We start from the raw sequence: 12,445 nt of genomic DNA on the forward strand, positions 1-12,445 counted from the left end.
TCTTCCGAAAGCCGGGGTCACCCGAGCGCATCGAGGGTCCAGGCCGACTCGTGACGGGTGAAGCCGATGTGCGGGTAGTAGTCGACCGCCGCGGGGGCCGAGAGCAGGACGAGCTTGGCCCGCGGCGCCGCCTCCCGGGTGGCGCGGATCAGGTCGCGCCCCACGCCGCGGCGCTGGAACTCCACGTCCACGGCGATGTCGCTGAGATAGGTCACGTACGCGCCGTCGGTGACCGAGCGCGCGATGCCGATCAGCCGCCCGTCGACGCGGGCCGTGATCACGAGGTTGGCCCCCGCGAGCATCCGCGTGAAGCGCTCGACGTCGGCCACCGGCCGACGCTCGGCCAGGGTGGAGGCGCGGTACAGGGCGGTGGCTTCGGCGACGTCCAGACTGGCACCGACGACGGGCTCACACTTCCACATTGCTCTGCAACTCCTTGCTCAATCGGTTCAGCCGGGACTTCAGATGGGCGCGGTTGCCGAGGAACCGGAGAGGTTCCATCTGCCCGTCGGCGACCTCGACGCCGCGAGCGGCGAGGCCCTCGGCGAGGCTCGATCCGGTCGACCACGCCTCGGTGGCGGCGGCCTGCACCAGCCGGTAGGCCTCCTCGCGCTCCCGGCCCTCGGCGACCAGGTCCAGGAAGACCTCGGAGCTGTAGACGAGTCCGCGGGTGGCCTCGATATTGCGGGCCATCCGCTCGGGGAAGACCCGGAGTCCGGCGAGCAGGCCGGTGGCCGACACCAGTTGGTAGTGGGCGACGGTGAGGCTGTCGGGCAGGATGACGCGTTCCACGGACGAGTGCGCGAGATCCCGCTCGTGCCACAGCGCGACATTCTCGAGCGCCGCCCCGGCGTTGGACCGCAGGATCCTCGCCAGGCCGCACAGGCGCTCGCTCGTCGTCGGGTTCCGCTTGTGCGGCATCGCGCTGGAGCCCTGGTAGGCGCTCGTGCGCGGCTCGTCGACCTCGCCGACCTCGGTGCGCTGGAGCATCCGCATCTCCAGGGCGAACTGCTCCACGCCGGCTCCGGCCACCGCCAGCGCCGAGAGGAGCTGGGCGTGCCGGTCCCGCGCCACGACCTGGGTGGGCATGTCCTCGACGCCCAGGCCCAATTCGCGGCAGACGTACTCCTCCACATACGGGGAGATGTGCGCGTAGGTGCCGACGGGGCCCGAGACGGTGCCCACCGCCACGGCGCGGCGGGCGGCGGCGAGGCGCTCCACGCTCCGGTGCATCGTGAAGGCGTGCACCGCCAGCTTCTGGCCGAATGCGGTGGGCTCCGCGTGGATGCCGTGGGTACGCGCGATGCACGGGGTGTCCCAGTGTTCGAGGGCGCGCGCCACGAGGAGTTCGGCAAAGCCGCGCGCGGCGTTCAGCACGAGGTCGCACGAGCGCGCCAGGATGAATCCGAGAGCGGTGTCCACCAGGTCGTAGCTCGTCATGCCGTGGTGCACCCAGCGGGCGGACTCGGGGGGCATGGTCTCGGTGTAGGCGGCGAGGAACGCGAGGATCTCATGGTCACGAGTGAGTTCGAGTTCGCGGACACGTGCCACGGAGGGCACCGGGGCGCGTCGGATGTCCTCCAGTGCGCGCCGGTCCACCAGGCCCAGTTCCGCCTGGGCGGTGGTCGCCAGCACCTCGACCCCGGCCCACGTCGCGTACTTGTTCTCCTCCGTCCACAGTTCGGCCATCTCGGGGCGTGCGTAGCGTTCGATCAACGTCGGTTCTCCTGGTTCTCGGTCGGTCGCCGGACGCGCCGCGTGGGGTGGCGCAACGGGCCGGGACGCGCTGCGCGCGGACAGCGCACGGCGAGGGGAGGGGAGAAGGCCGTCAGGCGGTGAAGCCGAGCGCCGTCGGCGCGGTCGCACCACGGGCGGCCCACCCGGCGGCAGTGGGATCGGCGGCGGTCAGCCGGGCGGGGACACGCGGCCGCGACGGTCTGGAGTACCACGCGGCGAGCGCGCTCTGCACCGCCCGGTGCCGGGCCTGCACCGGGTCCTGGTCGAAGGTGAGCTCACGGGCGTAGAGCCGGACCAGCGGATGGTAGGCGAACCGCACACCGCTGGCCTCGACGAAGTCGGCGTCCAGCAGGTGCAGCGCGGTCAGCCGCTCCAGCGTCTCCTCGGTGCGGTCGTCGGGGAGCCCGAGCGCGGCCGCCGCGACATGCGCGGGGAACGACGGCATCTCCAGCAGGCTCAGCAGCCGGAACGCCCGGCGCTCTGCCGGGTCGAGGCAGCCGTGCCCGACCGCGAGGCTGTCCCGCACGCTGAGGTCCCCGACCCGCAGCTCGTCGAGTCTGCGCCGGGTGGAGGACATCCGCTGCGCCAGGTGCCCGATGCGCCAGTGGGGGCGCTCCAGGAGCCGGGCGCCGATGATCCGGACGGCGAGCGGCAGCCGGCCGCAGTACTCCACGAGGTCGTCCGCCGCCTGCTGTTCCGCGGCCAGCCGGTCGCGGCCGATCATCCGGCCGAGGATGTCCCCGGCCTCCTCGGAGGACAGCAGCCCCAGGCGTATGTGGCAGGTGCCGCCGAGTGTGGACAGCATCTCCAGGCTGGTGACGATCGCCGCGCAGGTCGGCGAGGCCGGCAGCAGTGGCCGTACCTGGGCCTCGTCCCGGACGCCGTCGAGCACGACCAGGATCCGGCGCCGGGACAGCAGCCCCCGGTAGAGGGCGGCGAGTTCGCCGAGCCCGGCAGGTACGGACTCCGGGGCGACGCCAAGGGCGCGCACCAGCTCGCCGAGGACGTCCTCGGGCGTCCGGGGTCCTCGCTCTCCCTGGAGTTCCACGAACAACTGGCCGTCCGGGAAGGTGGAGCTGACCGCGTGTGCCACGCGGACGGCCAAGGTGGTCTTGCCCATGCCGGCGGCCCCGTGGAGCGCGAGCGTGCGCTGCGGCAGAGCCTCCTGGCCGTTCTGGCCGTCCTGGCCGTCCGACGGCGGGTCGAGCAGCCGTCGGATCATCCCCGACTCGATCGCGGGGCGCGCGAATTCAGCGAGCCGGGGAGGGAGGGTGAACGGAGTGGCGGGGGACGGGGCCGCGGAAAGCGTCCTCGGCGCCGGCTCGCGCCGCTCCAGCGGGGCTCGATCGGACCCGGCGAGGATCTGTTCGTGGGCGGCGCGCAGTTCCTGCCCCGGTTCGATGCCGAGTTCCTCGGCCAGCAGGCGGCGTGCCTCCTGATAAGTGCTCAGTGCCTCGGCCTGCCGCCCGGCTCGGTGGAGGGCCTTCATGAGCCGGCTCCAGGCGCTTTCCCTGAAAGGGTGTTCGGAGACCAGCGCTTTGAGCCGCGGCAGCACATCGGAGTGCCGCCCCACCGCCATTTCCGCGTCGGCCCAGTTTTCCACGGTGTTCAGCCAGCGTTCCGTCAGAGCCGCGCCGTCACCGTGCTGGAGGTATTCGGACGGGATGTCGACGAGAGGGGTCCCGCCCGCCTCGTCCATCGCCACGCGGAACAGACGGGCGCGCTCGGCGGGGTCCTGGGCGGACTCCGCCTCCCGCACCGCGCGGTTGAAGCGTTCGAGGTCGAGCCGGTCCCCGTCGGTGACGATGGCGTAGCCGGAGGAGCGGCTGACGACGGCCTCGGCGCCGAGCACTTTGCGCAGTCGGGCGATGTAGCCCTGGAGCGTCTTGCGGGCGGTCAAGGGGGGCTCGCTTCCCCATAATTGCTGAATGAGCTCTTCCGACGTCATCACTCGATTGGCACGCAGTAGCAGAGCCGCCACGAGGACGCGGTGCTTTGCCTGCGGGATTTCGATGGCGGTTCCGTTCCGCCGAACGGTCAGCGGACCGAATACACCGAACTGGAGATCATCCAGCATCCATTTCCCCCGAAATCAAACCGGGCCGTACAGGAAGAAGACATACCGGTTCCTGTACGCCACTACGGCTGGGAATCACTCTCGGCGATCTTCACGACTTCATGGGCCGCGAGTTCGGCGAAGAGGTCCACAATGTCCTGCGTCGCGGATTCCTGATCGATGTCGTACTCCTTGGCGATGAGCGCGGCGATGTCGCTCACCGTCCGGGTTCCGTCGATCTGGCGCCAGATGTAGGCGGCCGAATCCGTCAGTTCGAAGAAGTGCTCGTATCCGCCGACGACCGTCTTGCCGCGGTGGTTGCGGATCTTGACGTTCAGCGGGAGGGAGGCCACCGAGCCGGGACCGACGGTGACGTGGCCGGCATTGTCCTCGTGCGTCATCAGACCGACACCTCCGTGGAGATCGTCTGGCAGACCGCGATGGTCTGCTCTATCCACTTCTGCGGGTTCTCGGGATCGAAGGAGCGCATCGTCTCGATGGCCCAGTACTCCTCGAATGGGAGCAACTCGGGGTCGAGGATCTGCATGCGGCGGGCCCGCCACTTCGGCCACAGGCTGCCGAACTGGCCGAGACTCGCCGTAAGCGCGTCCACGGCGTGGTTGAAGGCGGTGCGGGAGGCGATGACGGCGCTGTGCACGTCTCCGCGGGCGATCTGACCCGCTGCGTCCTCGGTGTAACTGTCAGCCTGCTTCAAGGAGTTGACGATCAGGATGGACCTGTGGGCGGAGTCGGCGAGTCGGCCGCGGACGGCCTCCAGCCAGGCGCCCGAGTCCGCGGCGGCCGCGTAGGGCAGGCGCTCCAGGAGGGCGATCTCGTGGTAGCTGAGGGTGCGCCAGGCGCCCTGGTCGTCGTCGAACTGCTCCGTGGAGGCCTTGGCCAGAACCTGCTCGACCTGGCTCGCGGTCCAGTACTCGATGTCCCACCGGCGGCCGGCGACGAAGATCTGCTCGTACTGCAGGGTGTTCGGTTCGAGCGCCACATGGTTGGTCTCGTCGATGCCGCTGGTCCAGGCGTCCCGTGTCACCACGTGGACATCGAGGTCGCTGGTCGGATTGCCCCAGCCTCTGATCAGGGATCCGCTCGCGAACACCGTGTCGTAATGCTCCGGTAGAAGCTTCCGCCTCTCGAGCTCGGCCACCACACCGGACATGTCGTAAGTCATGCGGTACTGCCTTTCCCATTGCTCCCATTGCGTATGCGCGGTCCGCCGAGATCGTCGGCGCCGCGAACACTTGGTTCCTGGGCCACTCTCGCGTGCAGGTCATCCCCGCACCAGGTGTTCATTAATTGACTCTAGCAACGATCTTAAGAGACACATCGGCAAGCTCAATGCGATGTCGGTCACAGGATTCAGTACTTGAAATTAGTACAGAACAAGCGTAGTGACGCAGTGCCAGATTTCGCCAGCTTGAGAGTGGCCAATAATCGTCTTCCCTTTCGCCCCTCGGGAATTCCCGGCACTCGGCGGCGCACAGCGGCCGGCGGTCGGCGAAGGGGCGCCGTCGCCCGGGGGCCCCTTCCCAGGACGGACCGCGATCACGGAAGGCAGGGTCGCCGGGTACGCCGCCAAGTACGCCGCCAAGGGCGCCGAGAGGGCGGCCGGCACCCTCCACCGCCGCCTGAGACGGATCGCCGAAATCGGCCAAGGGGCCATTCCGGCCCCGCGGCCGGCTTGGTCCGCACCGCCGGGGCCGACCCTCGGCGCCCGACCAACCGCCGACTCCTTCGGTTGCCCACCTGGGCCCGCAGCTCGGCTTCCAGCGGCCGCTTCTCCACCAAGCCCCGCGCCTGCGTCACCACCCTCGGCGCACTCCACGATCGGGGACGAGGCCCGCGCCGCCAGGCCCAGCCGCCACACCCCCGGGGTTGTCGCCTGCCCGAGGCGCTGCTGCGATTTTGCTCATGGTTCAGCGGCAGAAGTCTGTGTCCACAGTTTGGATTACGGATCCGGCGACTCAAAAACCATCGACGCTCGGCCACCGGTAAGCCGAATCGCCCCGAGAAATCACTCTCCTTGACTGTCGGCCGGCTTCGTTCCGACCACTTCGGACGCAACGACGATCTCGGAATCACCACCGAGAGTCACCGTTCACACGATGCACGCTTCACATGCGTTTCACGCAACTTGAAGCACCGACTCCCGCTGGGCGCCGGGCCGGGTGCCGGGCGCGCTCGTAGTGTTCCAGCGCCTCCGCGGACCGTCCGCACCGGTGCAGGGTCAGCATGAGCTGCCCGGCCGGCCGCTCGTCCCACGGATGCTGCCGGGCGCGGGTACGCAGCCCGCCCAGTAGCTCGGTGTGGTGGCCCGGACGCAGCCGGACATCGGTGACGTCCGACTCGGCGGCGAGGCGTTCATGGTGCAGGGCTTCGCGCACGGCTTCGGCCCACGGGGTGTCCGCGCCGGTGAGGGCCTGGCCGCGCCACAGGGCCAGCGCCTGCTCCAGCAGGGCCGCGGTCCGGGTGTCCTCCTCCGGCGCCCGCGCCTGGGTGACGAGATGGCGGAACCGGTGCAGGTCCACTGCCTGGCGGTCGGCGCAGAGCGTGTAGCCGCCGTGCCGCCGGGCGATCCGCACCTAGTTGCCCGCGGCCACGGCCAATGCCTGCCTCAGCCGGGACAGATAGCTGTAGAGCGCCACGCGAGCGTGCGGCGCGGGCCGTTCCCCCCCACACCCGGGCGACAAGCCGATCGGCCGTCACCTGGCGGTTGACGTCCACCGCCAGCGCCGCGAGCACCAGTCGCTGCTGGGACGGGCCGAGCTCGACCGGCCGGCCCTCGGCTGAGGCCTCGATCGTGCCGAGTAAGCCGAACCGTACCGACATGCCATCGACTCCCGTCCTCGAACATGCCCCTCTCCCATACCGAACGCGCGGAGCCGTCACAGAGTTCAGCCAACAGTCGGCCATGGCCTGCCGCCAACAGGGCCCGGAGCGCTTGGACCTGCCGGATCCGGTCACATTCCGCCTGGACATCCCGCTGATCATCGGCGGGCCGGCCGGCTTCCAGGTCTTCTCCACCCAGATCTTCGACTTCTCCAACAACGACATCCCGCCCAACTACGCCGCCGCCGGCGCGCTCGCCATGGGTGTCCGGGAGCTCATCGCCTACGTCAGCGCCGCCATGACCCTCCATCCCGGCGGCATCATCGCCACCGGCACGCCCGCCGGGGTGGGGCCCCTCGCTCACGGGGACGCCGTCTGCCTCACCATTGACCGCATCGGAACACTCGAGGTGGCCGTGAGCGCGGACGGGGCGATCCCTTACCTCGACCGGCCGGGACACAAGGCGGAGCGATGAACAAGCACACCCTGACCGTGTCGCTCTGGAGACAGCCCTGCGCATCGACATGTACCAGCAGCCGGGCCACCTCATCCGGCACGCCCAGCAGGTCCACACCCATCTGTGGGCCACCGGGGTCTCCTCGGAGGTGACCTCCACTCAGTTCGCCGTGCTCAGCGCGGTGGCCGAGGAACCCCTGACCGACCAGAACTCCATCTCCCGCCGGGTCCCCTGGACACCTCCACCGTCGCAGAGGTCGTCAAGCGGCTCACCGCCCGCGGCCACATCGTGCGCAGCAAGGACCCCGCGGACCGCAGGCGCAACCTGCTCGCGCTCTCCCCCGCAGGGGAACAGGTGTTCGCGGAAGTCTCCCGGGCGGCCGCCGAGATGACCGACCGCCTGGTCGAAGTCCTCCCCGGGTCCGACCGCGAGGAACTCGTCCGGATCCTGCAGAGCCTCGTGGAGGCCGGTGAGGCCATGCGCGACGCGGCGCCGCCGGGAGGTGACCGCGAATGAGAACCCGTGTCCCCGTGGCCCTGGCCTGCGGGGAGTACGACCGTACGGAGGCCCTGCGCACCGGGGCGGTCGTCCCCGAGGGCACCGAGCTCACGTACATCGCGCTCGCGCCGGAGGAGGTCTTCTACCGGATGCTGCGGTGCAAGGAGTTCGACGCCGCCGAACTGTCGCTGTCCTCGTACGTGATGAACCTGTCCCGCGACGGCGACTTCAACGCCGTCCCCGTCCTCCCCTCCAGGACCTTCCGCTGGTGGCACTGCGGCGGGACGTCCACGAAGCCCGCCCCTGGCTGGCGCGCTCCCCCTGCAAGGCGTTCGAGCAGTCCCGGTCGCCGGCCCTGCGCCGGATCGGCGAGACCAACGCCCTTCGCTACTCGCTGCCTTGGCTGTACGAGGAGGTCGAGCGCACCCGCTCGCTCTTGGGCACCGATTACTGGCCGTACGAAGTGGCCGCCAACGACATCACGCTGCGGACCCTCCTTGGGTACTCGTACGAACAGGGGCTGACCGGAGGGCTGTTCACACCCGGGCAGATCTTCTCCCACGAGACCCTGGACGCCTACCGGGTGCGACGTGGGCAGCCGTGCACGAGGCCGTTCGACGGGTCAGCGGATCCCGACACTGAGCAGGGCGCGGCGCTGACTCGGTGCTGGGTCACGGGGCCAGTAGATGTACGCGATGCCTCCCGTACCGCTTCTGACCTGGCCCTGGGCGTTGTAGCGCTTGGTGCGCAGCCAGATGTTCTCGAACTGGCGGCGTTTGTAGATGCGGCGGACCGCCCCGTCGTCCTTCGAGGCAGGGTCGTTGGCGATCACGTCGCCGTCCTTCGTGAAGCCGACCACGCACATCAGGTGGCCCGAGGTGCCGTAGCCCGCGCCGTCGAGTTCCGAGGCGAGGAAGGACTGGGAGGTGATGACCGGGATACCTGCCGCGACGAGGCGTTCGGCGTCGTTGAGGGAGCTCAGGCGGGTGATGACCGCTTCCATGTCGCGGTAGGTGGCCGCGTAGGCCGCGTTGAACGGCCAGTTCCCGCAGCCCGAGTACTGCCAGTCGAATGTGTGGCGGGCGGCGTGGCAGACCTGGGGGTCGGCGAAGGCCGGGTCCACCCAGGAGAGGTCCTCAGGTGTGGGCTTGCGGCCGTAGAACTCCAGGACCATCTGGGAGGAGGTGGGGCTGCACCAGGCCTCGCCGCCGTTGTCGTACTCCGGGTACTGGCCCTTGTGGATCTCCTGCGAGTAGCGCGGGACGGTGAGTTCGGCCCCCGCCTTCAAGCCCGGGGTCGAGGCCGGGACGGTGAAGCGGTCCGGGATGTCGGAGGCCATGGCCCCGGCGCGCCACACCTTCGGGCTCACCTTGGCTCCGGGAGCGCGGTACAGGGTGACGCGCAGCCGGTAGGAGGCCAGCCTCAGGCCGGTGGTGGCGTCGTCGATCGAGAACGTGTCCGTCCAGACCGTGCTCTTGGCGTCGGTCTGGTCGTCGACGGAGGTGCGCTTGATGTCCGCGTCGCCGGCGGCCCAGCGGCCCATCACGTACCAGGGGGTCTCGGTGCCGTCCGTGTACGTGCCGTGCATCTCCACCTGGATCCAGGTCCCGGCGGGAGTACGGGCGTTCCAGGAGGCGACGAGTTCGGTCGCGCCGAAGGTGACCGCGTGGTCCCGGGAGGTCCATGTGCTGGTCTCCCAGGTGCTCTTCCTGCCGGTGTGCGGGTCCGTGTACTCGGTGGTCCCCGCGGGGTGCCCGATGACGATGCCGGGGCGTGAGCCGCCTTCGACGCGGACCCCCTGCCCGGAGCCCGAGCGCCAGTCGAAGTACGACCGCCAGGAGTGGTGGTCCACGGGTACGCCCTCCTTGCCGTGACGGCCGGGGGCGGTCGGGCTCGCGAGGGCCGCGGGTGCGGCGGTCGCCTTCGGAGCGGCGGCCGTGGCCGCCACGGCGATGGCGGCGGCGAGGACTGCGCGGCGCGGGGCGGGTCGGGTCATCTGGGGATCCCCCTGTGACGTCGGCTGCGGTCGGTCGGTTGACTGCCGTTCAGTTGCCGGCTGCAGTCACTATTCCCGCGGGGACCGGTCGCGTACCAGGGTCCGGAAGGGGTTCGTCCGATGGGACGGCCGGAAGATGTTTTGCCTGCGGCGTGATCACGTGTGCGGCGCACCGACTCGACCGTGCCGCCCCGCCGTACTTTCCGGAGTGGATCTCGCGCCCATCGAGAGCCCGGGGCGGCTTCCGCGCACCGTCACGGTCGTACCGCGGGCCGCCGGGGAGGCGCTTGGCGCGTACGGAACGTGCAGGCCCAATCCCCCGAAGCGCTGAGAGCCTGCCTTCCGGTCACGGGCGGAAGGCAGGCTCCAGCTCGGCGACGGGGGACGCGCCGACTCGCGCTCCGCGGTGCGGGACGGGGACCCGCACCGCGGAGCAGTAGAGGGCAGCCCTCAGCGGAGGGCTTCATTCACCACTCGGTGAATTCCGCGCTTCAAAGGTTACGCCGAAAACGTTGCGCGCAACACTTCTACGACCCAATTGACAGCAGGTTGACCCCCGCTGAAGTCTCCGGCCGCTGAATTGAGGGCTCCGTTCCGCTACGCGCCCCTGCCTACCCCTCCCCCAGCCGCCCGCCCCCTTGCGCGGGCAGCACCGCGAGGTCCCGCGCCGTCAGATTGAGCCGCTCGCCCCCGTCCTCCGTGCACACGGCGATGTCCTCGATCCGCGCGCCGAACCGGTCCGGCAGGTAGATGCCCGGTTCGATCGAGAACGCCATTCCGGGAGCCAGCGCAAGCTCGCTGCCCTCCACGATGTACGGCTCCTCGTGCGTCTCCAGGCCGATCCCGTGCCCGGTGCGGTGGATGAAGTGGTCGCCGTACCCGGCGTCGGCGATGATGCGCCGCCCCACCGCGTCCAACTCCTGCGCGGTGATGCCCGGGCGCACCGCCCGGGTCTGGGCGGCCTGCGCGCGCTGGAGCACATTGTAGAGCTCCCGGAACTCCGCCGGGGGCTCGCCCACCGCGTACGTGCGGGTGGAGTCCGAGCAGTACCCCTCCTCCGTCGTGCCGCCGATGTCGACCACCACCGGGTCGCCGGGGCGGATCACCCGGTCGGCCACCTCGTGGTGGGGGCTGGCGCTGTTGGGGCCCGAGGCGACGATGACGAAGTCGACGGTGGCGTGCCCGGCTTGGATGATGGCGTCGGCGATGTCGCGGGCCACCTCGCGCTCGGTGCGCCCGGCGCTCAGCCACTCCCCCATGCGCCGGTGCACACGGTCGATCGCGGCCCCCGCCCGGCGCAGCGCGTCGATCTCCGCCGCGCTCTTGCGCATGCGCATCTCGCGCAGCACGTCCCCGGCCAGGCTCACCCGGGCTCCCGGCAGGGCGGCTTGGAAGGCGAGGAGCTTCTCCGCCCACATGTGGTTGTCGACGGCGACCCCCGCGGGGGCGGAAGCGGCGGGGGCGGGACCCGCGGTGGCGAACCCCGCCGCCCCGGCGGGCAGTCGGCCCGCGATGAGGGTGTAGGGGTCCTCCGTCTCGTTGAAGCCGGTGATGTCGATACCGAGGCCGCCCACGGGCGAGGCCTCGGCGGCGGGCTTCTCCAGCGCGGGTACGACGAGGAACGGGTCCCCCTGCACCGGGACCACCAGGCAGGTCAGCCGCTCCAGCGGCAGAGCGTGATACCCGGTCAGGTAGCGCAGGTCGGAACCGGGTGAGATGAGAAGGGCGTCGAGACCGTGGTCGGCGGCCGCCTTGCGGGCCTGTTCGAGGCGCTGGGCGGGGAAGAGCCGGTGCATTTGATCGCTCACGTTCACACGGTAGGACAAACCACCCGCCCCGGCGACGGCCGTACCGGTATGGCGACCGTCGTACGGCACCGGCCGAAGGCCACACGGCCCCGACCGCCCCTTGGCGCGCTCACCCGCCCACGGCCGCGCCCCCGCGCCCCAGTACCGCCGCGCCCCCGTGCCGGCCACCGCGATCACGCACCCGTCCACCCGCTCCCTAGGCTGGCCCCATGGGAGATGAACCGCGGCCGAGCGCTCCGCACCTGGTGGGAGGTCTTGAGGAGACCGCCGCGCGGCTGCGCGGGCTGCCGCCGTCCTGCGGGCCGGTACGGCTGGTGGCGGTGGACGGGCACGCCGGGTCCGGCAAGACGACGTTCGCCGGGCGGCTGGCCCGCGAGCTCGGCGGCGCTCCGGTGGTGCACCTGGACGACCTCGCCACGCACGACGAGCTCTTCGACTGGGTGGACCGCCTTGTCACGCAGGTCGTCGAGCCCCTGTCACGGGGCGAGCGGGCCGTGCACGGGGTCTACGACTGGGTGGCCCGCCGGTTCGCCGGGCAGCTGTCCGTGCCGGTCGCCGACGTGGTGCTCGTGGAGGGTGTGGGCGCGGGCCGGCGGGCCCTGCGGCCCCATCTGTCCCAGGTGCTGTGGCTGGATGTGCCCGCCGAGGTCTCCCATGCCCGCGGTGAGCTGCGCGACGGGCCGGACCTGCACGCGTTCTGGCGGGGCTGGGAGCGGGCGGAGGCCGGGCACTTCGCAGCCGATCCGACACGGGACCACGCGGACCTTCTGGTGCGTGCGGTGCCGGACGGTTACGAGGTGCTCGAGAGGCGCTTGTCCCCCCGTTGATCTGCCCATTTTTTCACTCTGGGTGACCAGTCAAGATCGGTGTGCGCTGGATGCGGTGCGTCCTCTTTCGTCTCCGGAGGGCAAGCTTGACCGGGGGCACGGACAGGACTTACGTTCTCAATGCGCGGACGAAGTGCCGCCCATGTACGCGAAGCCCCCGGTTGTTCCCCCGTGACCGGGGGCTTCGCCTTTTCCCGGCGCTGCACGCACAGGCCTGCGGCGGCC

At 70.5% G+C, this 12,445-nt stretch carries 11 protein-coding genes; 3 read left to right on the forward strand and 8 right to left on the reverse strand.

The window, feature by feature from the left end:
* Positions 1-17: 17 nt before the first annotated feature.
* From IEY86_RS04030 to IEY86_RS04055, 6 genes are all read right to left on the reverse strand, one after another.
* The gene (locus tag IEY86_RS04030) at positions 18-422 is read right to left on the reverse strand and encodes a GNAT family N-acetyltransferase (protein WP_189130103.1); all 405 of its coding nucleotides are present in this window, start codon (positions 420-422) and stop codon (positions 18-20) included.
* Positions 409-1,716, reverse strand: a complete 1,308-nt coding sequence (gene purB / locus IEY86_RS04035; RefSeq protein WP_189130104.1) for an adenylosuccinate lyase — start codon at positions 1,714-1,716, stop codon at positions 409-411. Before purB ends, IEY86_RS04030 begins: the two co-directional genes overlap by 14 nt.
* A 112-nt stretch (positions 1,717-1,828) precedes the next feature.
* Positions 1,829-3,814 (reverse strand): AfsR/SARP family transcriptional regulator, encoded by a 1,986-nt coding sequence (locus IEY86_RS04040; RefSeq protein WP_189130105.1) that lies wholly within the window; start codon positions 3,812-3,814, stop codon positions 1,829-1,831.
* A gap of 62 nt (positions 3,815-3,876) precedes the next feature.
* Positions 3,877-4,194, reverse strand: coding sequence for a PqqD family protein (locus tag IEY86_RS04045; RefSeq protein ID WP_189130106.1), 318 nt, complete (start codon positions 4,192-4,194; stop codon positions 3,877-3,879).
* Positions 4,194-4,976, reverse strand: a complete 783-nt coding sequence (locus IEY86_RS04050) for a hypothetical protein (protein ID WP_189130107.1) — start codon at positions 4,974-4,976, stop codon at positions 4,194-4,196. The genes IEY86_RS04045 and IEY86_RS04050 overlap by 1 nt, the downstream gene beginning before the upstream one ends.
* A 943-nt stretch (positions 4,977-5,919) precedes the next feature.
* A complete protein-coding gene (locus IEY86_RS04055) occupies positions 5,920-6,387 on the reverse strand; it encodes an AfsR/SARP family transcriptional regulator (protein WP_189130108.1) in 468 nt (155 codons plus the stop codon).
* A 329-nt stretch (positions 6,388-6,716) separates the two neighbouring features.
* On the opposite strand from IEY86_RS04055, the gene IEY86_RS37470 reads away from it, so the two are divergent.
* Both IEY86_RS37470 and IEY86_RS38610 read left to right on the forward strand, forming a co-directional pair.
* Positions 6,717-7,109: a fumarylacetoacetate hydrolase family protein gene (locus IEY86_RS37470; protein WP_265803669.1), complete on the forward strand. Its 393-nt coding sequence runs from the start codon at positions 6,717-6,719 to the stop codon at positions 7,107-7,109.
* 270 nt (positions 7,110-7,379) lie between these two features.
* Positions 7,380-7,607: a winged helix DNA-binding protein gene (locus IEY86_RS38610; RefSeq protein WP_229698146.1), complete on the forward strand. Its 228-nt coding sequence runs from the start codon at positions 7,380-7,382 to the stop codon at positions 7,605-7,607.
* Positions 7,608-8,211: 604 nt separating this feature from the next.
* On the opposite strand, the gene IEY86_RS04070 is transcribed toward IEY86_RS38610, so the two are convergent.
* On the reverse strand, positions 8,212-9,585 hold the full coding sequence (locus IEY86_RS04070; RefSeq protein ID WP_189130111.1) for a C39 family peptidase: 1,374 nt from the start codon (positions 9,583-9,585) through the stop codon (positions 8,212-8,214).
* A 611-nt stretch (positions 9,586-10,196) separates the two neighbouring features.
* Entirely contained in the window at positions 10,197-11,381 is a 1,185-nt protein-coding gene (locus tag IEY86_RS04075; protein WP_189130339.1) for a M24 family metallopeptidase, read from the reverse strand.
* Between the two features lie 221 nt (positions 11,382-11,602).
* Between IEY86_RS04075 and IEY86_RS04080 the strand changes: the two genes are divergently transcribed.
* The gene (locus IEY86_RS04080; RefSeq protein ID WP_189130112.1) at positions 11,603-12,220 is read left to right on the forward strand and encodes a uridine kinase family protein; all 618 of its coding nucleotides are present in this window, start codon (positions 11,603-11,605) and stop codon (positions 12,218-12,220) included.
* Positions 12,221-12,445: the final 225 nt, after the last annotated feature.

The organism is Wenjunlia tyrosinilytica, from assembly GCF_014646055.1.
In the GTDB taxonomy this organism is placed as follows: domain Bacteria; phylum Actinomycetota; class Actinomycetes; order Streptomycetales; family Streptomycetaceae; genus Wenjunlia; species Wenjunlia tyrosinilytica.